The organism is Klebsiella sp. GW_Kp182, from assembly GCF_040062275.1.
Classification (GTDB): domain Bacteria; phylum Pseudomonadota; class Gammaproteobacteria; order Enterobacterales; family Enterobacteriaceae; genus Klebsiella; species Klebsiella michiganensis.
This window is the reverse complement of sequence record NZ_JBEAFQ010000061.1, coordinates 1-22,489: the sequence shown is the minus strand read 5'-3', so window position 1 is coordinate 22,489 and position 22,489 is coordinate 1. Positions and strand designations below refer to the sequence as shown.

17 protein-coding genes are annotated in these 22,489 nt (G+C 60.1%); 6 read left to right on the top strand and 11 right to left on the bottom strand.

All coding sequences use genetic code 11. The features are described 5' to 3' along the window. Positions 1-8 precede the first annotated feature (8 nt). The 6 genes from ABLU88_RS24995 to ABLU88_RS24970 all read right to left on the bottom strand — a co-directional run bounded on the left by ABLU88_RS24995 (position 9) and on the right by ABLU88_RS24970 (position 7,341). Entirely contained in the window at positions 9-1,064 is a 1,056-nt protein-coding gene (locus ABLU88_RS24995) for an ABC transporter permease (RefSeq protein ID WP_004848640.1), read from the bottom strand. Between the two features lie 17 nt (positions 1,065-1,081). After that, on the bottom strand, positions 1,082-2,626 hold the full coding sequence (locus tag ABLU88_RS24990) for a sugar ABC transporter ATP-binding protein (RefSeq protein WP_014228343.1): 1,545 nt from the start codon (positions 2,624-2,626) through the stop codon (positions 1,082-1,084). A gap of 1 nt (position 2,627) precedes the next feature. Next, a complete protein-coding gene (locus ABLU88_RS24985) occupies positions 2,628-3,248 on the bottom strand; it encodes a DUF2291 domain-containing protein (protein ID WP_285924755.1) in 621 nt (206 codons plus the stop codon). Between the two features lie 43 nt (positions 3,249-3,291). Continuing rightward, the gene (locus tag ABLU88_RS24980; RefSeq protein WP_348838343.1) at positions 3,292-4,227 is read right to left on the bottom strand and encodes a D-ribose ABC transporter substrate-binding protein; all 936 of its coding nucleotides are present in this window, start codon (positions 4,225-4,227) and stop codon (positions 3,292-3,294) included. Positions 4,228-4,507: 280 nt separating this feature from the next. Continuing rightward, positions 4,508-6,028 carry an FGGY-family carbohydrate kinase gene (locus ABLU88_RS24975; protein ID WP_109240912.1) on the bottom strand — a complete coding sequence of 507 codons (1,521 nt, stop codon included), beginning with the start codon at positions 6,026-6,028 and terminating at the stop codon, positions 4,508-4,510. A 362-nt stretch (positions 6,029-6,390) separates the two neighbouring features. Further along, positions 6,391-7,341: a sugar-binding transcriptional regulator gene (locus ABLU88_RS24970; RefSeq protein WP_004848649.1), complete on the bottom strand. Its 951-nt coding sequence runs from the start codon at positions 7,339-7,341 to the stop codon at positions 6,391-6,393. Positions 7,342-7,705: 364 nt separating this feature from the next. On the opposite strand from ABLU88_RS24970, the gene ABLU88_RS24965 reads away from it, so the two are divergent. Next, the gene (locus ABLU88_RS24965; protein ID WP_004848651.1) at positions 7,706-8,536 is read left to right on the top strand and encodes a transketolase; all 831 of its coding nucleotides are present in this window, start codon (positions 7,706-7,708) and stop codon (positions 8,534-8,536) included. Then, the gene (locus ABLU88_RS24960) at positions 8,529-9,464 is read left to right on the top strand and encodes a transketolase C-terminal domain-containing protein (RefSeq protein ID WP_025107043.1); all 936 of its coding nucleotides are present in this window, start codon (positions 8,529-8,531) and stop codon (positions 9,462-9,464) included. The genes ABLU88_RS24965 and ABLU88_RS24960 overlap by 8 nt, the downstream gene beginning before the upstream one ends. A gap of 54 nt (positions 9,465-9,518) precedes the next feature. On the opposite strand, the gene entD is transcribed toward ABLU88_RS24960, so the two are convergent. Together entD and ABLU88_RS24950 are read right to left on the bottom strand one after the other, a co-directional pair. Beyond that, the gene (entD, locus tag ABLU88_RS24955; protein WP_048263526.1) at positions 9,519-10,142 is read right to left on the bottom strand and encodes an enterobactin synthase subunit EntD; all 624 of its coding nucleotides are present in this window, start codon (positions 10,140-10,142) and stop codon (positions 9,519-9,521) included. 67 nt (positions 10,143-10,209) lie between these two features. Continuing rightward, a complete protein-coding gene (locus ABLU88_RS24950; RefSeq protein ID WP_049079990.1) occupies positions 10,210-12,459 on the bottom strand; it encodes a TonB-dependent siderophore receptor in 2,250 nt (749 codons plus the stop codon). Positions 12,460-12,731: 272 nt separating this feature from the next. Here ABLU88_RS24950 and fes point away from each other — a divergent pair, with 272 nt between their 5' ends. Genes fes through entF form a run of 3 tightly spaced genes read left to right on the top strand, consistent with a single transcriptional unit; the run spans position 12,732 to position 18,054 of the window. Further along, positions 12,732-13,931: an enterochelin esterase gene (gene fes / locus ABLU88_RS24945; protein WP_185219539.1), complete on the top strand. Its 1,200-nt coding sequence runs from the start codon at positions 12,732-12,734 to the stop codon at positions 13,929-13,931. Positions 13,932-13,958: 27 nt separating this feature from the next. Next, complete coding sequence (locus ABLU88_RS24940) at positions 13,959-14,162, top strand: MbtH family protein (RefSeq protein WP_032719765.1); 204 nt, start codon at positions 13,959-13,961, stop codon at positions 14,160-14,162. A gap of 10 nt (positions 14,163-14,172) precedes the next feature. Then, positions 14,173-18,054, top strand: a complete 3,882-nt coding sequence (gene entF, locus ABLU88_RS24935) for an enterobactin non-ribosomal peptide synthetase EntF (protein WP_348838337.1) — start codon at positions 14,173-14,175, stop codon at positions 18,052-18,054. A gap of 98 nt (positions 18,055-18,152) precedes the next feature. Here entF and fepC read toward each other — a convergent pair whose 3' ends face one another. The 3 genes from fepC to fepD are packed head-to-tail and all read right to left on the bottom strand — an operon-like array spanning position 18,153 to position 20,940. Then, entirely contained in the window at positions 18,153-18,947 is a 795-nt protein-coding gene (gene fepC, locus ABLU88_RS24930; RefSeq protein ID WP_064375725.1) for an iron-enterobactin ABC transporter ATP-binding protein, read from the bottom strand. After that, on the bottom strand, positions 18,944-19,936 hold the full coding sequence (gene fepG, locus ABLU88_RS24925) for an iron-enterobactin ABC transporter permease (RefSeq protein WP_064375726.1): 993 nt from the start codon (positions 19,934-19,936) through the stop codon (positions 18,944-18,946). Before fepG ends, fepC begins: the two co-directional genes overlap by 4 nt. Then, the gene (gene fepD, locus ABLU88_RS24920) at positions 19,933-20,940 is read right to left on the bottom strand and encodes a Fe(3+)-siderophore ABC transporter permease (RefSeq protein ID WP_014228353.1); all 1,008 of its coding nucleotides are present in this window, start codon (positions 20,938-20,940) and stop codon (positions 19,933-19,935) included. Before fepD ends, fepG begins: the two co-directional genes overlap by 4 nt. Positions 20,941-21,052: 112 nt before the next feature. Here fepD and entS point away from each other — a divergent pair, with 112 nt between their 5' ends. Beyond that, positions 21,053-22,294, top strand: coding sequence for an enterobactin transporter EntS (gene entS / locus ABLU88_RS24915; RefSeq protein WP_049069702.1), 1,242 nt, complete (start codon positions 21,053-21,055; stop codon positions 22,292-22,294). The last annotated feature ends 195 nt before the right edge of the window (positions 22,295-22,489 follow it).

Here is a 22,489-nt window from a genome sequence, read left to right as displayed (position 1 = left end):
ATAGGTGATTAACTGGTGGCGCCTGCCGCCGCCAGCTTCTCCTCATGGCGGCGCATCAGGATGACTTTGTTCTGCAGTTTCTGCTGGAACTGGTCGACGACGACGGCGGTGACGATAACCACCCCCTTAATGACCATCTGCCAGAAATCGCTGACCCCCATCATCACCATGCCGTCGGCGAGGAAGACGATGACGAACGCGCCAATGATTGACCCGGTCACCCGACCGCGACCGCCCGCCAGCGCGGTTCCGCCGAGCACGGTGGCACCAATGGCGTCCATTTCGAACATATTGCCGGTCATCGGGTGCGCGGTTTGCAGCTGCGAGGCGACGATAAGGCCAACGAACGCTGAGCACAGGCCGGAGAAGGCGTAAACGAAGATTTTTGCCTTGACGATAGGCACGCCGGCCAGGCGTGCGGCGGATTCGTTACCGCCGATAGCGTAGATATAGCGGCCCAGCGGGGTTTTGGTGGTCAGCCAGTAGCCCAGCAGCAGGAAGCCGATCATCAGCCAGATTGGCAGATAGATGCCCAACAGCGTCCCGGATCCCAGGGTGGAGAAACCGGTGTTGCCCAGCGCTTCCATGCCGTTGAGGTTGGGGTAGGTACTGCCGTCGTTGAACAGCAGCGCCGAGCCTCTGGCGACATACATCATGCCCAGGGTGCAGATAAAGGGCGCGACGCCGAAGCGGGTGATGACCGCGCCGTTAACGAAGCCAACCAGCACGCCGAAGAGCGCCACGCAGAGGATCACTTCCGGTACGTTGAAGAAGATAACGCTGCCGTTCCATAAGGGCAGGCCGTTGGTTAACAGCGCCCCGGCCACCATGCCGCAGATGCCGGCCACGGCGCCGACGGAGAGGTCGATACCGCCCGTCAGGATAACCAGCGTCATGCCGATGGCCAGCAGGCCGGTGATGGCCACGTGCTGGGTCATAATCAGCAGGTTAGATGTGGTCAGGAAATTCGGTACCATCACGCTGAAGAACGCGATAACCAGCAGCAGAGCGATGAACGTTCTGGCCTTCAGCAGGTACATATAAATCATATATTTCTGGTTCATGATGGGTTCCAGCCTGATTAATCTTGAGGTGTTGAAGCCGCGATTAGTTTTTCGCGGGTCACCGCATGACGCGGTAAATCGGCGGTAATCCGACCGTCGGCCATGACCAGGATGCGATCCGCCAGCGCCATCACTTCATCCAGCTCCGATGAAGAGAACATCACTGCCAGACCCTGCTGGGCCATTTTGCCGATCAGATGATAAACGTCGGTTTTCGCGCCGACGTCGATACCGCGAGTGGGCTCATCGAGAAACACCACCTCCGGCTTCGTCATCAACGCCTTGCCGAGCACCACCTTTTGTTGGTTGCCGCCGCTGAGCGAGGTGACAGGCAGATCGGGGTCGCTCACCTTGATTGCCAGTTCGCGAATCATCTCTTTGACGCAAGCGATTTCTTTCTGCGGATTCAGCCATTTCCACGCCCGGCGAAATCCCTGCAGGCTGAAATCGGATAAGGTCATATTCGATTGAATCGACATCATCTGCACCACGCCTTCGCCCTGACGGTCTTCAGGCACCAGCGCCAGCCCTTTTTTCAGCCGCGCCTGGAACGGGGCCTTTTCGATATTTTCGCCGTTGAGATGGACGTTACCGCTCTGGCAGGGCATCAGGCCGACCAGACCTTTAAACAGCTCCGTGCGTCCGGCGCCGAGCAGGCCGTAGATGCCGATCACTTCTCCCTTACTTAAGGTAAAGGTCACATCGTTGAGCTTATAGCCGCCGCTGGGGTGCAGCGCCGTCAGACCTTCAACGGCAAGGACCGCTTCGCCTTTCGGCGCCGGCCGGTAGTCGAAATGTTTTTTCTTATCGCCGACCATCTGTTCGATAATCCACGGAATACTGGCGTCGCTGACCTCGCGCTCGCTGATAAAGCGCCCGTCGCGGAAAATAGTGATGTGGTCGCCAATTTCCATCAGCTCTTCCAGACGATGGGAAATATAGATAATGGTGACGCCGCGGCGTTTAAGCTGTTCGATCACGTTAAACAGGATTTTGACTTCCGACTGGCTGAGCGCGGAAGTGGGTTCATCCATAATTAATACCCGGGTGTCCTTAGAAAGCGCGCGCGCAATTTCCACCAGCTGCTGATGGCCAATGCCTAATTCGCCAAGCTGGGTGTAGGGATCGACATTCAGCTCCAGTCTTTCCAGTAATGATTTGGCTAACTCATATTGATATTTTTCGTTAATCTTCCCTTTTTGAAAGAATTCGTTAGCCATAAAAATATTATCCATGACGTTCATATTCGGGAATAAATTTAATTCCTGAAAAATGATGCTGATTCCCTGCTTTTCAGCCTGGTGCGTTGAGCTAAGGGTCACCGGGGCGCCATCAAGAATGATTTGACCGGAAGAGGGTGTTTCAACGCCAGCAAGCATTTTCATCATGGTGGATTTACCCGCACCATTTTCACCGATCAGAACGTTTACTTTATTTCGATAGACCCGGTAATTCACGCTATCTAAGGCGACAACGCCCGGATAAACGCGAGATAATTCGCGAGTTTCGATAATAACTTCAGAGTCGACTGGTTGGGAATTGACGAGTTCTTGCCGCTGCATGTTATTGCCCTCCCAAACGAACAATTTTGGCTGGCGTAATATCAGGCACGGTCTGCGGAATATCCCAGGCCGAGAACACGCCGTACACCTGTACCGCTTCGCCGGTTTTCACCTGCGCCGTCTGGATCATCTTGACCGCATGTTCGTTAATCGCCCGGCTATATTCGCCAAACAGCACCTGATCGTTAAAGTCCTGATAGCTGGCGCCCTGATAGCCGTCGCGTAATAATGTGCCGCGCAGCGTTGGGCCAATTTGCACCGCCACGTTGCCGCCACTGATATCCTCAATCGTCATTTTTCCGCTGCGCGAAGCGGAGTCAATTTTACTGATATTGCCTTCGACTTTGACGTAAAACACGCAGGGGTTTTCGTCCTGAGCGCGATAGCCTAAGGTTTTGCAGGCGCTATCGATATCTTTCGCCGCGCGCAGGGCGGTCATCAGCTCGGCAACGGGGCGGGCTTTAGCCACAACCTGGGGAACCAGCTGGTCTTGCCATGTCCGATCGATATCCGCCATATGCGGGTTGGGCGGAGATTTAAGATCGGCCAGCTCCTGCTGAGAGACGATACGACAGCCCCCGAGCGCAAGAATAACCAGCGTCAGCGAGATTTTTTTATACATAATACGCTCCTGTGCGCCCCGGACGGGGCGCAACAACCCGAAATCAGGATTTGATATTGAAGTCCTGCACTTTGTCTGCATTGTCCTGAGTAATCAGAATGCCGCGGAACATCACGCGCTGCTTGGCCGGTTTTTCACCTTTTTGCAGGTAGTTATCGAGGTCGGTCACCCCCTGAGCGGCGATGGCCTGCGCCTGAAGCATTACGGTGGCCTGCAGGGTGCCGGCTTTTACCGCGTCGCGCTCATCGTTGCTGCCATCGATACCGACCACCACCACATCGTTACGATTCGCGGCTTTCAGCGCGGCAATGGCGCCGAGGGCCACAGGACCGTTGCCGCAAATCACGCCTTTCACGTCGGGGTGCGCCTGCAGAATACTGTCCATAATGCGCTTGCCGTCGATTAACGTGCCTTTCGCGTCCTGCTTAGCGACGCTGACCATATCCGGGTACTGGTCAATCACCTGGTGGAAAGATTTAGAGCGGGTCACGCAGTTATTATCCGCAAGGTTACAGGTCAGTTCGGCATATTTGCCTTTCTCCGCCATTTTCTCGACAAATACGTTGGCGACTTCAGAACCGGCCTGGAAGTTATTATGGGTAATTTGCTCCAGCGCGATATCATCGACAGGAATTTCGCGGTTAATTAAAATCACCGGAATACCCGCTTTCTTCGCTTTTTCAATGGCGGCGACGCTGGCGGTGGAGTCGGCGTTATCCAGAATAATGCCCTGAACTTTTTTACCGATGGCGGTATCGATCAGCTCATTCTGTTTTTTGACATCTTCACCATGCGACAAAATGGTGGTCTGGTAGCCCAGCTCTTTGGCTTTTTCGCTGGCGCCCTTGGCTTCAGAGGCGTAATAGGGGTTATCCAGCGAGTTAACCATGATCATGATGGTGCCTTTTTCTGCCGCCTGGGCAGCGAAAGAAAAGGCGGTCAGGGTAGCAGCGGTTAAAAGCGTTAAACGTAATTTCATGACAATTTTCTCTCTTGGTTGTTATTGTCGGGTACGGTGAAACAACGTAAGGCCTGTAAATCGAGTTTATGGGCCGGGGGTCTCCTTTTGTTGATGATTAAGAGCCTATCCATTAGGGCTATTTTACTGGCCATTTTGAACCAGGGCAGTGCTCAGAATCCTCACGTACTACGTGTACGCTCCGGTTCTTCCGCGCTGTCCGTGTTCAAACTGCCTGCGCCAATAACGCCTACTGGGATAGGCTCTAAGGTGCGTCACGCGTTCGATTCCCTGGTGGGCGTCAGGCGGACGTTGCCGGTTTCCATAATGTTCTGTTCACCGCATGGCGCCACTCCTGCCATCTTTTCTGCAGGCGCTGGTGGCGGGCCATATCGGGGATAAATTCGCTGTGTTCGGTTAAAAACGCGTTCAGGTCGGTCACCGATCCGGGATTCAGGGCTTTGCGCGCGAGCAGGGCCGCGCCAATCGCCGACAGCTCGGCAACGTCGCTGCGCATCACCGGACAGCCGAGCAGGTCAGCCTGATACTGCATTAGCCAGTCGTTCCTGGTTGGGCCGCCGTCGACCATCAGCGCCGTTAAGTGGAAGTCGTCCTGCTGGCGCATCGCTACCACGACATCGGCGATTTGATAGGTAATGGATTCCAGCGCGGCGCGAATCAGATGGGCGCGCTTGACGCCGCGGCTCAGGCCGCAAATCACGCCGCGGGCGCTGTCATCCCACCACGGGGCTCCCAGGCCGGTTAACGCTGGCACAAAATAGACGCCCAGCGTGGAGTCCACGGAGGCGGGCAGGGTGTTGAGTTCATGCGCCAGTTCGGCATCGGAAAGTTCGCTCAGACCGGTGCTGTCCGCCATCCACGCCACGGCATCGCCGGTATGCGGAATATTACCTTCGAGTCCGTAGGTGATGCTGTCGCCGTCGTGCCAGGCGATGGTGGTGGCCAGCGCGTCGATATCGCACTGTGCGGATTTTACCGGCGCCATCACCGATGACCCCGTACCGTAGGTGGCTTTCACGCAGCCGAGTTCACCCAGCGCGTGGCCAAACAGCGCGGCGTGGGAATCCCCGACCATCGCCATTACGGGAATACCGTCAGGGATAGCGTTCAACCCCCGGGTATAGCCAAACAATCCGCTGGAGGGCTTGATCTCCGGCAGCGCGGCGCGCGGGATCTGGAACAGCGCCAGCATGTTGTCATCCCACTGGCCGGTTTGCAGGTTCAGCAGCTGGGTACGCGCGGCATTGGAGTAATCGCAGTAGAACGCATCGCCCTGGGTTAAGTTCCACAGCAGCCAGCTGTCGATAGTGCCGAGGCAGATTTCTCCGCGCTCAGCCAGCGCGCGCCCCTCAGGAAGGGATTCCAGCAGCCAGCGCATTTTCGAGGCCGAAAACAGAGGCGCAATCGGCAGGCCGGTCACAGCCTTGATTTGCCGCTCTTTATCGCTGTGGCGCAGTTCATCGCAAAACGCGGCGCTGCGGCTGCACTGCCAGGTGATCGCGGCGTTGATTGGCTTACCGCTCTGGCGATACCAGCCGATCGCGGTCTCGCGCTGGTTACTGATGGCTAATGCCGCGACGTTTTCTGCGCCAACGTGCGCTACCGCTTGCGCGATAACCGCCAGCGAAGCGTCAACCAGGACTTCTCCCGACTGCTCGACCCAGCCTTCACGCGGCGTCTGGATCGCCAGCGGCTGAGAGAATTTCACCACGACCTGGCCGCGGCTATCGAGTACGACGGCTTTGGCATTGGTGGTGCCTTCGTCCAGCGCAATGATGAACTCTTTACGTGTTGCCTGCATTAGGTAGTCTCCTGAGTCACACTTCGTCCTGGCGCGGAGGGGGAAGTCGGCATTCCTCTTTATCGCATTGCTTCTTAGCAGGCCATGATGTGACAATTCGTTTTCACTTTTTTAATCACTGAATATATATTCGATAGTGATTATTTATTTGTTACCTTAGCCAGAAACTTCCCGTCGGGCTACAGGAAAAGTTATCAATTGTGCTGGCAATCACACTTATCCGTTTGGTGAAGCTTCCGGATGTCGGGGGAAAAGAGCGCGGTTTTCTGGTTATATACGATTGAAATATAAAAATTTATTGGCGAAGCCTTTACGCCTGAAGGAAAGCGTAAAGGCTGTGGGAAAGTGTTTGAGTGAGGAAATTACCCGGCGATAAGCAGCCTGGCCGTTGGATAATCGGTGATCAGAACATCGATATAACCGCCTGAAAGCGCGCCTTTGATAGCCGCTACCTTCTCGCTGCCGCCGGCAAGGGCCACCACGTTAGGGCACTTCTTCACTTTCTCCAGCGCCATGCCGATCACAGGATCTTCATCATCGCGTAACACCGCCTTGCCGTTTTTATCGTAGTAGTGCAGGCAAATGTCACCCACGGCGCCGCGTTCCGCCAGCACCTGCAGCATATCTTCGTGATAGTAGTTACCGGACGTTTTGAGCAACTGCGAAGGTTCAAGGATGCCAATCCCGACGATGGCGATATCGACTTCGTCGAAGCGCGCAATCACATCGGCGACATCTTTGCTGGCCACGAGGCGATTTTTCTCCTCCGTAGAACCTTCGATGCTCTGGGAAGGGAGCAGCCAGGCTTCACAGTTCAGACGCTGCGCCAGGGTCTGGGTCAGGATGGTCGCCTGCACGTTACCGTTAGGACCCACGCCGCCGAGCAGTTGAATCACGCCGTTGGCCTTCAGGTTTTGCGCGTGAACCTCATCAACCATTGCGCGGATAGTCGAACTCCACGACGAGACGCCAATCAGATCTTTCGGCCGCAATCGCGTTTCCAGATAGTGGGCCGCGGCGGATCCAATGGCGCGCTTGATGGTGTGATCGCTGGCGTCCTCTTCGGTATCCACGACGATGGCCTGTTTAATTCCGTAGCGATCCTCGAGGCCTTTTTCAAGATTGAGGAAAATATTCGATGGCTGAACAACGCTGATTTTGACCACGCCTTCTTTTTGGCAGCGGGCGATCGCTCGGGAGATAAATGACTGAGAAAGCGAGAGAAGTTGAGCGATATCGGACTGCTTTCGTCCTTCAAGATAGTAGAGCGTGGCAATCTTAACTAATAGCCGTTGTTCATCCTGCTTAGCCATATATTTCCCCGAAAATCATTTACGTGCAGCCATTATGTTAGAGCTCATTATCATACGCGAAAAGAAAAGACAGTTAAGTGTGATGGATATCTAACTTTCGCCAATCCTCAAAATCAGCTATGGACAAAAACAGAACAGTAGCCGCATAATTGAATAAAGAGTCGTTAGTGAATATATATTCATGGCGATTTCAGGTCAACTGAAAAGTGCCCGGGTGACGTCACGCCCGGTGGTAAGGAGGCAGAATGTTCCTGAGTATGATGCAGCGGCGTAAGCCTTACGATGCGTTGCCTGGGGATGTCTGGTTTTTTTAGTCCCTGACGGAATAAATATTCCAAGTTGAAAATAAATTCAGAGGTATTAAATGAATCCCTATAGCTATGATGTCCAGGCCCTTGAGCGTAAAGCCCGCGCCGTACGTCGCCATATCGTCAGATTGAACGCCAACAGCCCTGCGGGCGGGCACACCGGCGCCGACCTGTCGCAGGTTGAACTGCTCACCGCGCTCTATTTCCGCATTCTGAACGTCGCGCCGGAGCGTCTGGCTGACGACCAGCGCGATATCTACATCCAGTCGAAAGGCCATGCGGTGGGCTGCTACTACTGCGTGCTGGCCGAGGCGGGCTTCTTTCCGGTTGAGTGGCTGGAAACCTATCAGCATGCGAACTCCCATCTTCCGGGTCACCCGGTGCGCCAGAAAACGCCGGGGATTGAGCTCAATACCGGCGCGCTGGGCCACGGTTTGCCTGTTGCGGTGGGGCTGGCGCTGGCTGCGAAAAAAAGCAACAGCTCCCGCCGCATTTTTTTAATTACCGGCGATGGCGAGCTGGCGGAAGGCAGCAACTGGGAAGCGGCGCTGGCCGCGGCGCACTACGGCCTTGATAATCTCATCATTATTAATGACAAGAACAATCTCCAGCTGGCGGGTCCGACGCGCGAAATCATGAATACCGATCCGCTGGCTGATAAATGGAAGGCCTTCGGGATGACGGTCACCGAATGCCAGGGCAACGACATGGCGTCGGTAGTGGCGACCCTGGAAGGGCTGAAGCAGGAAGGTAAACCGAACGTCGTTATCGCCAACACCACGAAAGGTGCCGGTATTTCCTTTATCCAGGGGCGCCCGGAGTGGCACCACCGGGTACCGAAAGGCGAAGAAATTGCACTGGCACTGGAGGAACTGAAAGATGAGTAATGCAGAACACCTGGCGAGCGTGATGGTTCAGGCCTTTATTGATGCGGTCGACCGCGGCGTCGATCTGGTGCCGGTGGTGGCTGACTCCACGTCAACGGCCAAAATCGCGCCGTTTATTAAACAGTTCCCCGGGCGTCTGGTGAACGTGGGCATCGCCGAGCAGAGCATGGTCGGGACGGCGGCGGGTCTGGCGCTGGGAGGCAAAGTGGCGGTCACCTGTAACGCCGCGCCGTTCCTGATTTCCCGCGCCAATGAGCAGATTAAAGTCGACGTTTGCTATAACAACACCAACGTTAAGCTATTTGGCCTTAACGCCGGCGCCAGCTACGGCCCGCTGGCCAGCACCCATCACGCGATTGACGATCTGGCGGTGATGCGCGGCTTCGGTAATATCCAGATTTTCGCTCCGTCTTCGCCGCGCGAATGTCGGCAGATTATCGATTACGCCATCGGCTATCAGGGGCCGGTCTATATTCGCCTCGACGGCAAGGCGCTGCCGGAGCTGCACGATGAAAGCTATCGCTTTGTGCCGGGAGCAGTCGTTACGCTGCGGGAAGGCGAGGATATCGCGCTGGTCGCTACCGGATCGACGGTGCATGAAATCGTCGATGCCGCGCAGAGGCTGGCCGATGCGGGGATTCAGGCCAAAGTGGTGAGCGTGCCGTCCATTCGCCCTTGCGATACCGCCGCGCTGCTGGCGGCGCTGAAACCGTGCAAGGCGGTGATAACGGTGGAGGAGCATAACGTCAACGGCGGATTGGGGAGCCTGGTGGCGGAAGTGCTGGCCGAAGCTGGCGCGGGAATCCCGCTCAAACGTCTGGGGATCCCGGATGGCGAGTATGCGGCGGCGGCGGACCGCGGCTGGCTGCGCAAACACCACGGTTTCGATGCCGCTTCCGTCGCCGGGCTGGCGCAGAAAATGCGCTGACTTTACGCCGGCTTAAACCGATAACCCGCGCGGTCTGCCGCGCGGGTTTTGTTTTTACGTCGCGCAGAGCGTGATGACGTAGTCACCGGCCTTAATCCATTGCAGCCGATACTCCCCGGCGGAGATCCGAAGAAGCAGATTTCCTTCCTTTATATACGTCACCTCAAAATCGCTGAAACCCACGCCGTTCTGTATTTCGGGCGGGCTGGCCTTAAATGCGCTCTCTTTTGCCGAAAACGCCAGCGTCAGCGCCAGCGCCGACGGCAGGCCGCTGGCGTCCAGCAGGCTTTTTTCCGCGCTATTGACGATGCTGCTTTCCAGCTCGGCCGCGAGGGCGGGAGACAGGATGCGCTCAATATCAACGCCGACCGGCCCGGCGGAGACAACCGCCAGCGCGCTGCGTTCGCAGTGGCTGATGCTGCCGTACCACGGCGCAGGCCACAGGGGCTGGCGTTGGTCGCCAATGGCAGGGATCTCTGTCTCACCGACCTCCCGCAGCGCATAAACCGCGGCGATACGCCCGGCAAGATGTTCGCTCTGCCGCTTGCGGGCGCAGCCGCTTAGCCGGGCATGATGAGGCAGCCAGAGGAGATCTTCAGGCCGAAAGGTCAATGGGTCGAAATCGACACGCTGCAGCGAGCGATCGGCAAGCTGAATGATAGAACGTTGGGTTTGCATAGGGGGGATGTTAACAGATTCTCCCCGCCGCCCTCTATGGCAAGAGGGCGGGGGGAACGGTAAACAATCAGAAGTGGGTATTGACGCCCAGATACCAGGTGCGGCCTGATTCGTTATAGGTATTGGCGCCCGCGCCAGCCATATAAGAAACATCGGTCAGGCTACCGGTGGTTTGCGCATTCCCCGCGCGCCAGTGGCGCTTGTCGAAGACGTTATCCACGCCGCCGGTCAGGCTGACGTTTTTGGTCACATCCCAGGTGGCGCTCAGGCCAACGATGCTGTATGGGCTGACTTCATCCGTTTCAGAACCCACCGCTGGCTCACCTTTGTAGTTATATTTCTTCGGCTGCTGCTTGCCGTACCAGGTGAAGGTCGACTGTACGGAAATATCCTGCTGAATCTGCCAGCTCAGGGTGGAGTTCAGGGTATATTCCGGAATAATCGACAGACGATCGCCGGTTTCTTTGTTTTTACTTTGCAGCATATAAGTGATGTTATTGGTCCAGTTCACCGTTTCGCTGACCGGCACGTTCAGGGTGCCTTCCAGACCTTCAACCACCGCTTTAGGCACGTTTTCCCACTGATAGATATCGGTATTGACGTTACCTTTCGAAGTGTGTGCAATCGGCGCGTAGCCGGCTTCGATTTTATCGCGGTAGTCGTTGCGGAACCAGGTCACCCCTGCCAGCCAGCCGTCGCGTTTAAACTCAAGGCCAATCTCTTTGTTGATGCTGGTTTCGGCTTTCAGGTCATCGTTACCCATCATGTAGCAACCGGTACCGGTGCCGCTGGCGTAGCAGCCCTGGCCTTTGCTATAGAGAATATAGTTCGGGTTGGTTTGGTACAGGCTCGGCGCTTTATAGGCGCGGGCGATGCCCATTTTCAACGTGAAGTCATCCCCCAGCCCCTGAGACAGGTTGAGCGACGGGCTCCAGTTGTTGCCGACGATCGTGTGATGATCGAAACGCAGCGCCGGCGTCAGCATGGTGGTGTCGGTCAGCTCCACGTTGTCTTCGGCAAACAGGGAGAAGATCTCGGCCTTTGAGTATGGGCTACGGCCGGTGCTGTCATAGCCGTCGATATCGCCGCCCATAAAGGTCTGGGTATTTGACGCCAAATCCTTCATCCGCTGCTGGTTCCACTCGGAGCCCAGCGTCAGGTTCTGGTTAAACACCAGATCCAGCGGGATGTTAACTTCGCTGTGCAGCATCACGTCGGCGAGGTCGATATCGCTGAACTGGTTGCTGTTGAAGATACCTTCCGTACCGCCCGCCAGACCTTCGCCTTTACGCGAGTTACGGGTACGTTCGTACTGGGCCCAGTTGCTGGTGGTCACGCCGTTATCCCAGCCGCCGTTCCAGGTGACGGAGTAAGTCTGGCGATAGAGGCGGTTCGTCTCTTTCCCGTAGTTCTCTTTCACCAGATCGTTGGTATTGGTGTTCTGCGTATCGCCCGCGTAGAGGTTGCCCTGACGGCTGTAGCCGGATTCAAACTCCAGCGACTGCATCGGGGCGAAATCCCAGCGCACGACGCCGTTGATGTTCTTATTTTTAACCCCTTCACGCCCGGCAGGCATGGTATTAGCGTACGCACCGGTACGCTCTGACTGATGCCCGTCGTTGATATCCCAGGCATCGGCCTGCGTTTTATCGAGGTTGCCCAGCAGGCGGAAGCTGAAATCGCCGCCCAGCGGGCCGCTGAGGCTAAAGTTGGTGCGTTTGGTCGAGCCTTCTTCTTTATGCTCCGGGGCGTTCATGTAGGTGTTCCATGAACCGTGCCATTCGCCGTCGCTTTTCTTGGTGATGATATTGACCACGCCGCCCGCCGCGCCGTTGCCGTAGCGCGCGGCCGCCGGGCCGCGAATGACTTCAATACGTTCGATCAGCTCCGGCGGTACCCATGAAGTATCGCCGCGGGTATCGCGCTCGCCGCGCCAGCCCAGACGCACGGAGTTGCGGCTGGTCACGGGCTTGCCGTCAATCAGGATCAGGGTGTTTTCCGGGCCCATGCCGCGAATATCAATCTGGCGATTATTGCCGCGCTGGCCGCTGGTGGAGTTGCCGGTCAGGTTAACGCCGGGCATGGTACGGATAATTTCCGACACGTCACGCGCAGGCGGGCGTTTACGAATTTCATCTGCGGTAATGGTTGAAACGCCGGGCGCCTGCAGGTTCTGCTCGGCGGCGGTGACGACCATGGTTTCATCAGCGGTTGCGGTTTTGCTATCGGAGGCGGTTTCCGCCGCGCTCAGCGGAAACGCAGCCCCGTAGATTCCCAGATTGACCAGCAAGGCCAGGGATTTGATCCTGTTATTCATTGTAATTCCTGCTTTTTGTCGCCACCTTCTCCAAAAGACCCTTCCCAGCGGGAGGAGAGGCGGTATCAATGTTGCCAGTCGAGGGCAAAGGGCGCTCCGTCGCGGACTAAATGAGCCCTCTCAGACATGTTTAATTTTGAAAGACGCGCTTCCCACAGCGCGCTAATACGCTATTGCAAATGAAAATAGTTATCAATAATATTATCAATAAATATTGCGTTTATTAATGCGTTTGTTGATAAATGTCACGATAAACATAGGGTTGAAAAGGAATGCATAAGACAGGAAGTGACGACTGGTGGCAGCATATCTCCGGCCCGCAAATCGAAGCCGTTGAAGGCGCGTATCGGGTAACCTTCTGGTGGCGCGATCCGGCGGGCAACGAAACGTCTTCGGCCATCCAGCGGGTATGGATTTATATCACCGGCGTGACTGACCATCATAAAAATGCCGTACCGCAAACCCTGCGGCGCATTCCCGGTACCGATGCCTGGTGCTGGCAAACCACGCTTTCTCCGACCTGGCGCGGCAGCTATTGCTTTATCCCTTCCGCCCGCGACGACGACTTTTCCCCCCAGCTTTTTAACGGTGACGGCCCGGACCGCGCGCTGCTGCGCGAAGGCTGGCGCAGGCTGCTGCCGCAGGCGATTGCCGACCCGCTCAATCCGCAAAGCTGGAAGGGCGGGCGCGGCCACGCGGTCTCCGCTCTGGAGCTGCCGGACGCCCCCGAACAGCCCGGCTGGGCCCTGCGCGATGAACCTTATCCACCGCCGCTCTGCATCGAATGGCAGAGCCAGCGACTCGGCAACCGCCGACGGATATGGGTTTACGCCACCGGCGACGCGCAGCCGCAGGCGCGCCCGCTGGCGATCCTGCTGGATGGCCAGTTCTGGGCAGAAAGCATGCCGGTATGGGCGCCGCTGGCGGGCTTAACCCGCGAAAAACGGCTGCCGCCGGCGGTTTATCTACTGATTGACGCGATTGATAATCCGCACCGGGCCGCGGAGCTTCCCTGCAATGAGGCGTTCTGGCTGGCGGTTCAGGAAGAACTGCTGCCAATGGTTCACCGGCTGGCGCCTTTCAGCGATCGCGCCGACCGCACGGTGGTGGCGGGTCAGAGCTTTGGCGGCCTGGCCTCGATGTTCGCCGCGCTCTACTGGCCCCAGCGCTTTGGCTGCGTGCTCAGCCAGTCCGGCTCTTACTGGTGGCCGCATCGCGGCGGCGCGCAGACGGGTCTGCTGATTGACCGCCTGAGCCGCGGCGAATTACATCCGCAAGGGCTACGTATCTGGCTGGAAGCCGGTATTCGCGAGCCGATCATTTTTCGCGCCAACCAGGCGCTACTGGCGCATCTGGAACAGCAGACGATTTTCTGGCGTCAGGTTGACGGCGGGCATGATGCGCTGTGCTGGCGCGGCGGGCTGACCGCCGGGCTTATCCAGCTGTGGCAGCCTTTATGCCGTGATGAGTAACAACGCGCGCTTTACGAGGAATTAGACATGCAATTCAGTAACCCCTTCGACAATCCGCAAGGGCAGTTTTACATCCTGCGCAATGGCCAGCAGCAGTTCAGCCTGTGGCCACACTCCTGCGCGCTGCCGGAAGGCTGGGCGGTGGAGTGCCCGCCGCAGTCGTTAGCGGCGTGCAATGACTGGCTGGCGGCAAACTGGTCTACCTTGACCCCCGCCCACCATGCATCCTGAGGAGCCCACGATGACCACACGTTTACCGCTGGTTGCGGCGCAGCCGGGGATCTGGATGGCGGAGCGCCTCTCGACGCTGCCCGGCGCCTGGAGCGTCGCCCACTATGTTGAGCTGCGCGGTGATATCGACCCGATACTGCTCGGCCGGGCCATTGTCACCGGGCTGTCGCAGGCCGACACCCTCAGCATGCGTTTTTGCGAAGATAACGGCGAAGCCTGGCAGTGGGTCGATGAACATCGCGCGTTTGCCGAACCGGATTACCGGGATCTGCGTGCCGCGAGCGACCCGCACGCGGCCGCGCTGGCGCTGATGCAGGCCGACCTCGGACAAAACCTGCGGGTGGACGGCGGCAATCCGCTGGTCTGCCATCAGCTGCTGCGGGTGGGTGATAACCGCTGGTACTGGTATCAGCGTTACCACCATTTGCTGGTCGATGGCTTCAGCTTCCCGGCGATTACCCGCCAGATCGCCGCGATCTACCGCGCCTGGCAGCGCGGCGAAGCGACGCCTGATTCCCCGTTTACGCCATTTGCCGAGGTGGTGGAAGAGTATCAGCGCTACTACGGCAGCGACGCCTGGCAGCGTGATAAACAGTTCTGGCAGGCGCAGCGTCAGGCGCTACCGGCTCCGGCCTCCCTTTCCGACGCGCCGCTGGCGGGAAGGGCGACCAGCAGCGATATCTGGCGCATGAAGCTGGAGGTGGATGCCGGGGTCTTTAGCCGGCTGGCGGCAGGGGCGCCGCAGTGCCAGCGCGCCGATCTGGCGCTGGCGCTGACCGCCCTTTGGCTGGGACGGCTGTGCAGCCGAACGGATTACGCCGCGGGCTTTATTTTTATGCGCCGCATGGGCTCTGCGGCGCTCACCGCTACCGGCCCGGTGCTCAACGTTCTGCCGCTGGCGGTCACTATTGACGCCGGGGAAACGCTGCCGGAGCTGGCCACGCGTCTTGCCGGGCAGCTGAAGAAAATGCGCCGCCATCAGCGCTATGACGCCGAACAGATTGTGCGCGACAGCGGCAGAGCGGCGGGCGATGAACCGCTGTTTGGCCCGGTGCTCAATATTAAAGTTTTCGACTATCAGCTGGATATCGACGGCGTGGAGGCCATTACCCACACTCTGGCCACCGGCCCGGTCAATGACCTGGAGCTGGCGCTCTTCCCGGATGAAGCCGGGGGGCTGTCGCTGGAGGTGCTGGCGAATAAGCAGCGCTACGAGGAACGGACGCTGCGTAACCATATCTCCCGACTCTCCGCGCTGCTGGCCCAGTTTGCCGATAATCCGACCCTGCGCTGCGGCGAGGCGAATATGCTGTCGGCGGCGGAAACGGAACAGCTGCGGCAGGTCAACGCGACCGCTGTCGACCTGCCGCTCACCACCCTGAGCGCGCTGGTAGCGGAGCAGGCGGCGAAAACCCCGAATGCCCCTGCGCTGGCGGACGGCCGCTGGCAGTTTAGCTACCGCGAGATGCGCCAGCAGGTGGTGGCGCTGGCTGAACAGCTTCGCGCGCGGGGCGTCAAGCCGGGCGATAGCGTCGCGGTCGCGCTGCCGCGTTCGGTATTCCTGACGCTGGCGCTGCACGGTATTGTTGAGGCCGGAGCCGCGTGGCTGCCGCTGGATACCGGCTATCCCGACGATCGTCTGCGGATGATGCTGGAAGACGCCCGGCCGTCGCTGCTGATTACCTCTGAAGATCAGCGGGCGCGCTTTAGCGATATTCCCGGCCTGGAAAGCCTGTGCTACCAGCAGCCGCTGGCGGCGGCGGATGCCGCGCCGCTGGCGCTCTCACGGCCGGAGCATACTGCCTATATCATCTTTACCTCCGGCTCTACCGGGCGACCGAAAGGGGTGATGGTCGGGCAAACCGCCATCGTCAACCGCCTGCTGTGGATGCAGGACCACTATCCGCTCTGCGCTGACGACGTCGTGGCGCAGAAAACGCCGTGCAGCTTTGATGTGTCGGTCTGGGAGTTCTGGTGGCCATTTATCGCCGGCGCGCAGCTGGTGATGGCCGAGCCGGAAGCCCATCGCGATCCGCTGGCGATGCAGCGGTTCTTTGCCCGCTATGGCGTCACCACCACCCACTTTGTGCCGTCGATGCTGGCGGCGTTCGTCGCCTCGCTGGAGGCGGAGAACGTCGGCGCCTGCCAAACCCTGCGCCGGGTATTTTGCAGCGGCGAAGCGCTGCCGACGGCGCTGTGTCGGGAATGGGAGCAGCTGACCGGCGCGCCGCTGCATAACCTGTATGGCCCTACGGAAGCGGCGGTGGACGTTAGCTGGTATCCGGCCTATGGGCCCGAACTGGCGGCGGTAAGCGGCACCAGCGTGCCGATTGGCTGGCCGGTGTGGAATACCGGGCTACGCATTCTTGATGCCGCCATGTGCCCGGTGCCGCCGGGCGTGGCGGGGGATCTCTACCTGACCGGCATTCAGCTGGCGCAGGGCTATCTGGGGCGCCCCGATTTAACCGCCAGCCGCTTTATTGCCGACCCTTACGCGCCGGGCGAGCGCATGTACCGCACCGGGGACGTTGCCCGCTGGCTGGATAACGGCGCCGTCGAGTATCTCGGGCGCAGCGACGACCAGCTAAAAATTCGCGGCCAGCGGATTGAGCTGGGCGAGATTGACCGCGCGATGTCCGCGCTGCCGGACGTTGCGCAGGCGGTGGCTCACGCCTGCGTCTTCAATCAGGCGGCGGCGACCGGCGGCGATGCCCGTCAGCTGGTGGGCTACCTGGTTTCTGACTCCGGCCTGCCGCTGGACGCCGCCGCGCTCAAAGCGCGGCTTGGCGAACAGCTGCCGCCGCATATGGTGCCGGTGGTGCTGATTCAGCTGCCGGCGCTGCCGCTAAGCGCCAACGGCAAGCTGGATCGTAAAGCGCTGCCGTTACCCACGTTGAGCAGTGAACGCAGCGGACGTCCGCCGGAACCTGGCGTGGAAACCACCGTCGCCACGGCCTTTAGCCAGCTGCTCGGCTGCGAGGTGAACGATATCGACGCCGATTTCTTCGCCCTCGGCGGCCATTCGCTGCTGGCGATGCGCCTGGCGGCGACGCTCGGCCGCGAGCTGGAGCGGCAGGTGACGCCGGGGCAGGTGATGGTCGCGTCTACCGTCGGCAAGCTGAGCGCGCTGCTGGCATCGGACCTCAGCGATGAGCAGGCGCAACGGCTGGGCTTCGACGCTCTCCTGCCGCTGCGCGAGAGCGACGGCCCGACGCTATTTTGCTTCCATCCTGCTTCCGGTTTTGCCTGGCAGTTCAGCGTGCTGGCGCGTTATTTAAGCCCGCGCTGGTCGATCGTCGGCATTCAGTCGCCGCGACCGCAGGGACCGATGGCCACGGCGGCGGATCTGGATGCGGTGTGTGAACATCATCTGCACACCCTGCTGACGCAGCAGCCCCACGGCCCCTATTATCTGCTGGGCTATTCGCTCGGCGGTACCCTGGCGCAGGGGATTGCCGCCCGGTTACGCCAGCGCGGCGAAGCGGTGGCCTTCCTCGGTCTGCTGGATACCTGGCCGCCGGAGACGCAGAACTGGGCGGAGAAAGAGGCGAACGGCCTGGATCCTGAGGTGCTGGCGGAGATCGCCCGTGAACGCGAGGCGTTTCTGGCCGCCCAGCAGGGGCAGGCTTCCGGCGAGCTGTTCAGCGTTATCGAAGGCAACTATGCCGATGCGGTGCGCCTGCTGACCACCGCGCACAGCGCGAAGTTTGACGGTAAGGCGACGCTGTTCGTAGCGGAGAAAACCCGTCAGCCGGGGATGGACCCGCAGGTGGTGTGGGGGCCGTGGGTCGGCGAGCTGGAGGTGTTCAGCCAGGATTGCGCACACGTGGATATTATCTCTCCGCAGGCCTTTGAAGCGATCGGCCCGGTGCTCAGGGAGATATTGGATTAGGGGCAGATGAACTCCCGGGTTGCGGCTAACGCCTTACCCGGGCTACCGTTTGTGCCAGATTGGGTAGCCCGGCGAAGCGCAGCGCGAGCCGGGAATCTCTACTTGCGGCCCAGCGGCACTACCAGCGGCGTATGCGCCACCGGATCGTCAATGATCGTACAGCGCAGGCCGTAAATCTTCTCGATCAGCGCCGCGTTGACAATCTCCTTCGGCGCGCCCTCGGCGACGATTTTGCCGTCGCGCAGGGCGATCAAGTGGGTCGCGTAGCGGCAGGCCTGGTTCAGATCGTGCAGCACCGCCGCCAGGGTATAGCCCTTCTCCTGATTCAGCTCGCTTAGCAGCTCAAGCAGGTCGATCTGATGGCTGATATCCAGCCAGGTGGTGGGCTCATCGAGCAGCATAATCGCCGTCTCCTGGGCCAGCACCATGGCGATCCACGCCCGCTGGCGCTGGCCGCCGGAGAGCGTATCGACGCTTTGCAGCGCCAGGTCGGTAATGCCGGTGGCCTTCATCGCCCTGCTGACCGCCTCTTCATCCTCTTTGCGCCAGCGGGTAAACAGCGGCTGGTGCGGATAGCGCCCGCGGGCCACCAGCTCCTGAACCGTAATATCTCCCGGCGTAGTGGCGTTCTGCGCCAGCAGGCCGATCCGCTTCGCCACCTCTTTACTGGCGTAACGCTGGATCTGCTCGCCGTCGAGATACACATGACCGGATGTCGGGGTCATCAGGCGGCTCAGGGTACGCAGCAGCGTCGATTTACCGCAGCCGTTAGGGCCAATAATGGCGGTGAAGTGGCCGTCGGGAATGGTGACGTTCAGCGATTCGGCGATGGTTTTTTTGCCGTACGCCAGGGTCAACTGGTCGCCGCGCAAACGGGAGGTTACAGCGGTCATTTTTTGCGGGACTCCTGAATTAACAACCCGATAAGGTAGATGCCGCCAAGGCTGACGGTCACCACGCCCACCGGCAACTGATAGGGCATAAACAGACGCTGCGCGCAGTAGTCAGACAGCGCCAGCAGCAGGGCACCGCACAGCGCCGCCTGGGCCAGCCCCCAGCGCGCGGTGCCGCTGAGGCGGCGCGCGATATGCGGCGCCACCAGGGCGATAAACGAAATCGGCCCGGCGAGCGCGGTAGCGGCGGCGGTCAGCACCACCCCGACCAGCATCAGCAGCAGCCGCGAGCGCTCAACCCGCACGCCCAGGGCGCAGGCGGTATCGTCACCCATCTCCAGCAGCCGCATGCGCCGCGCCAGCAGCGTCCCGCAGACCAGCATCAGCAGAATCAGCGGCGCAGAGGGCCAGGTTTTTCCCCAGGTCAAACCGTTAAGCGAACCGGCATACCACAGCCCGGCGGAGAGGGCGGTTTCCAGCGAAGCGCGCAGCAGCAGCCAGGTATTGAATGCCACCAGCATAGCGCGCACGCCGATGCCGATAATAATCAGGCGAAAGGTTTCAATCCCGTTGCGCCACGCCAGCAGCCAGACCGCCAGCGCGGTAAGGATCCCGCCAGCCATGGCCGCCATGGCGATGGCCGCCAGGTTCTGGCCAAACATCACCATCGCTACCAGCACGCCGCTCCAGGCCCCGGTGTTAAACCCCATCACGTCCGGGCTCCCCAGCGGGTTGCGGGTCAGCGACTGGAAAATCGCGCCGCTGACGCCGAGGGCGGCGCCAATCAGCAGCGCCATCAGCACGCGGGGCAGGCGCCACTCGGTCACCACCATGGCGACGTTGCGCGGCGCATCGCCGAGCAGCGCCGAGATAACCTGCTCAACGCTCAATGGCACCAGGCCGGTGCCCAGCCCCCACAGGGAGACCAGCGCGCTGGCGACCAGCAGCAGCAGGCAGCTAAAAATCAGGCGACGAGAAGGCGCAATCACATGCCACCTCCGCGCGGCTGGCGGCGTACCAGCCAGATCAGCACCGGTGCGCCGATAAAGGCGCTGACCACCGAAACCCGCAGTTCGCCGGGCACCAGCAGGCGCCCCAGCACGTCGGCAAACAGCAGCAGGGCAGGGGTAGCCAGCAGGGTCACCGGCAGCGACCAGCGATGATCCGCGCCCACCAGCCAGCGGGCCATATGCGGCATCATCAGGCCGATAAAGGCGATGGGCCCGACCACCGCCGTGGCGCTGCCGCACAGGACGGTAATCGCCAGCAGACCAATAAGCTGAGTACGCGCGACCCGGCTGCCGAGCGCGGTGGCCGTATCGTTGCCGAGGCTCAGGCTGTTTAAGGCCCGGCTCAGCAGCAGCGTCACCAGGCCGGCAATGAGTACCGGGATCAGCACGATTTTCAATGTTTGCAGGGTGCGCACATCCAGCGAGCCCGCCTGCCAGAAGCGCAGCTGGTCGTAGACGTCAGGGTTAAGCAGGGCGATACCGCTGGAAAGCCCTTCCAGCACCGCCGCCAGGGCGACCCCCGCGAGGGTCAGGCGAACCGGGCTCAGCTGGCCGCCGCCCTGGCTGCCGGTAAAGGCCACCAGCAGCGAGGCGCCGAACGCGCCGCAAAAGGCCATCAGCAGCTGCTCCTGCGGCGAGGAGAGACCAAACAGCGCCGCGCCCAGCACGATAGCGAAGCTGGCGCCGGAGTTGACGCCGAGGATCCCCGGGTCCGCCAGCGGGTTGCGGGTCAGCGTTTGCATCAGCGCCCCGGCCAGACCCAGCGCGGCGCCGGCCAGCAGCCCGGCGAGGGTTCGCGGCAGTCGTGCATCAAGGACGATGGTGCAATCGGCGCTCTGGCAGGTGCCGGTGAAGGCATCAATGACGACGCTAAACGGCAGGGGTTTGGCGCCGACCAGCAGGCTGAGCGCAACGGCGATGATTAAAACGATTAAAAGACCCGGCACGGCAAAGGCGCGCGCCGCGGTCGTGGAAGACGACATGGCTTACATCCCTGACATGATAATGATAGTAATTATCGTTATCGATTCTATCCGGTTATGTTAGCATGTGCACCCATAAAAATGGTATGGAAAATAATAACAAGGCGCTGTCATGAACCGACAATCCTGGCTGCTGAATCTCAGCTTGCTGAAAACCCACCCGGCCTTTCGCGCCGTCTTTATCGCCCGCTTTATCTCGATCCTGTCGCTTGGCCTGCTGGGCGTGGCGATCCCGGTACAAATCCAGCTGATGACCCATTCCACCTGGCAAGTGGGGCTGTCGGTGACCTTAACCGGCGGGTCGATGTTTGTCGGTCTGATGATCGGCGGCGTGCTTGCCGACCGCTATGAGCGTAAACGTCTGATCCTGCTGGCGCGCGGCACCTGCGGGATTGGCTTCGTCGGCCTGTGTCTCAACGCCATGCTGCCGGAGCCGTCGCTCATCGCTATCTATCTGTTGGGGATCTGGGACGGCCTGTTCGCCTCAATCGGCGTGACCGCGCTGCTGGCGGCGACTCCGGCGCTGGTTGGCCGGGAAAACCTGATGCAGGCCGGAGCGATCACCATGCTGACGGTGCGGCTGGGCTCGGTGATTTCGCCGATGATCGGCGGCCTGCTGCTGGCAACCGGCGGCGTGGCCTGGAACTACGGCCTGGCGGCGGCAGGTACCTTTATTACGACGCTGACGCTGCTGCGTTTGCCGCGGCTGGCGCCGCCGCCGCAGCCGCGCGAGCATCCGCTAAAATCGCTGTACGCGGGACTGAAGTTTCTGTTTAACAGCCCGCTTATCGGCGGCATTGCGCTGCTTGGCGGCCTGCTGACCATGGCCAGCGCGGTGCGCGTGCTCTATCCGGCGCTGGCCGGGAGCTGGCAGATGTCGACGTCGCAGATTGGCCTGCTGTACGCCGCGATCCCTCTGGGCGCGGCGTTCGGGGCGTTGACCAGCGGACAGCTGGCGCAGACGGCGAGGCCCGGCGTGCTGATGCTGGCGACCACCGTTGGCTCCTTTGTGGCGATTGCGCTGTTCAGCCTGATGCCGGTGTGGGCGCTGGGCGCCCTGTGCCTGGCGCTGTTTGGCTGGCTGAGCGCGATAAGCTCGCTGCTGCAATATACGCTGATTCAGACGCAAACCCCGGAAAATATGCTCGGGCGTATCAACGGGCTGTGGACCGCGCAGAACGTGACCGGCGATGCGATAGGCGCGGCGCTGCTCGGCGGCCTGGGCGCGATTCTGACGCCGGCCGCTTCGGCGAGCGCCAGCGGCTGGGCGCTGGTCATTGTGGGCGTGGTGCTGGTGGGGCTGCTACGCGAGCTGCGCCGCTTTCAGCGCCCGGAGATGGCGAGCGAAAATTAATTGAGCCGGGTTTTCCCGGAGGCGGCGCGCTGCGCCTGTCCGGGCTACCGGCCCGCAGACGGCGGTGGACTCCTGGCCCGGGTAAGCGCAGCGCAACCCGGGAAGAAGCCGCATCGATGTATTTATCCCCGTACATTCCCGGTTGCGGCGTAAACGCCTGACCCGGGCTACCGGCCCGCAGACGGCGGTGGACCC

What these genes read in the sequence shown, in the direction of transcription:
- ABLU88_RS24990 (WP_014228343.1), bottom strand. Translation starts at nt 2,626, where the DNA reads ATGCAGCGGCAAGAACTCGTCAATTCCCAACCAGTCGACTCTGAAGTT.
- ABLU88_RS24970 (WP_004848649.1), bottom strand. Translation starts at nt 7,341, where the DNA reads ATGGCTAAGCAGGATGAACAACGGCTATTAGTTAAGATTGCCACGCTC.
- fepC (WP_064375725.1), bottom strand. Translation starts at nt 18,947, where the DNA reads ATGACCGCTGTAACCTCCCGTTTGCGCGGCGACCAGTTGACCCTGGCG.
- ABLU88_RS24940 (WP_032719765.1), top strand. Translation starts at nt 13,959, where the DNA reads ATGCAATTCAGTAACCCCTTCGACAATCCGCAAGGGCAGTTTTACATC.
- ABLU88_RS24995 (WP_004848640.1), bottom strand. Translation starts at nt 1,064, where the DNA reads ATGAACCAGAAATATATGATTTATATGTACCTGCTGAAGGCCAGAACG.
- ABLU88_RS24980 (WP_348838343.1), bottom strand. Translation starts at nt 4,227, where the DNA reads ATGAAATTACGTTTAACGCTTTTAACCGCTGCTACCCTGACCGCCTTT.
- ABLU88_RS24985 (WP_285924755.1), bottom strand. Translation starts at nt 3,248, where the DNA reads ATGTATAAAAAAATCTCGCTGACGCTGGTTATTCTTGCGCTCGGGGGC.
- fepD (WP_014228353.1), bottom strand. Translation starts at nt 20,940, where the DNA reads ATGTCGTCTTCCACGACCGCGGCGCGCGCCTTTGCCGTGCCGGGTCTT.
- ABLU88_RS24950 (WP_049079990.1), bottom strand. Translation starts at nt 12,459, where the DNA reads ATGAATAACAGGATCAAATCCCTGGCCTTGCTGGTCAATCTGGGAATC.
- ABLU88_RS24975 (WP_109240912.1), bottom strand. Translation starts at nt 6,028, where the DNA reads ATGCAGGCAACACGTAAAGAGTTCATCATTGCGCTGGACGAAGGCACC.
- ABLU88_RS24965 (WP_004848651.1), top strand. Translation starts at nt 7,706, where the DNA reads ATGAATCCCTATAGCTATGATGTCCAGGCCCTTGAGCGTAAAGCCCGC.
- entS (WP_049069702.1), top strand. Translation starts at nt 21,053, where the DNA reads ATGAACCGACAATCCTGGCTGCTGAATCTCAGCTTGCTGAAAACCCAC.
- ABLU88_RS24960 (WP_025107043.1), top strand. Translation starts at nt 8,529, where the DNA reads ATGAGTAATGCAGAACACCTGGCGAGCGTGATGGTTCAGGCCTTTATT.
- entD (WP_048263526.1), bottom strand. Translation starts at nt 10,142, where the DNA reads ATGCAAACCCAACGTTCTATCATTCAGCTTGCCGATCGCTCGCTGCAG.
- fes (WP_185219539.1), top strand. Translation starts at nt 12,732, where the DNA reads ATGCATAAGACAGGAAGTGACGACTGGTGGCAGCATATCTCCGGCCCG.
- entF (WP_348838337.1), top strand. Translation starts at nt 14,173, where the DNA reads ATGACCACACGTTTACCGCTGGTTGCGGCGCAGCCGGGGATCTGGATG.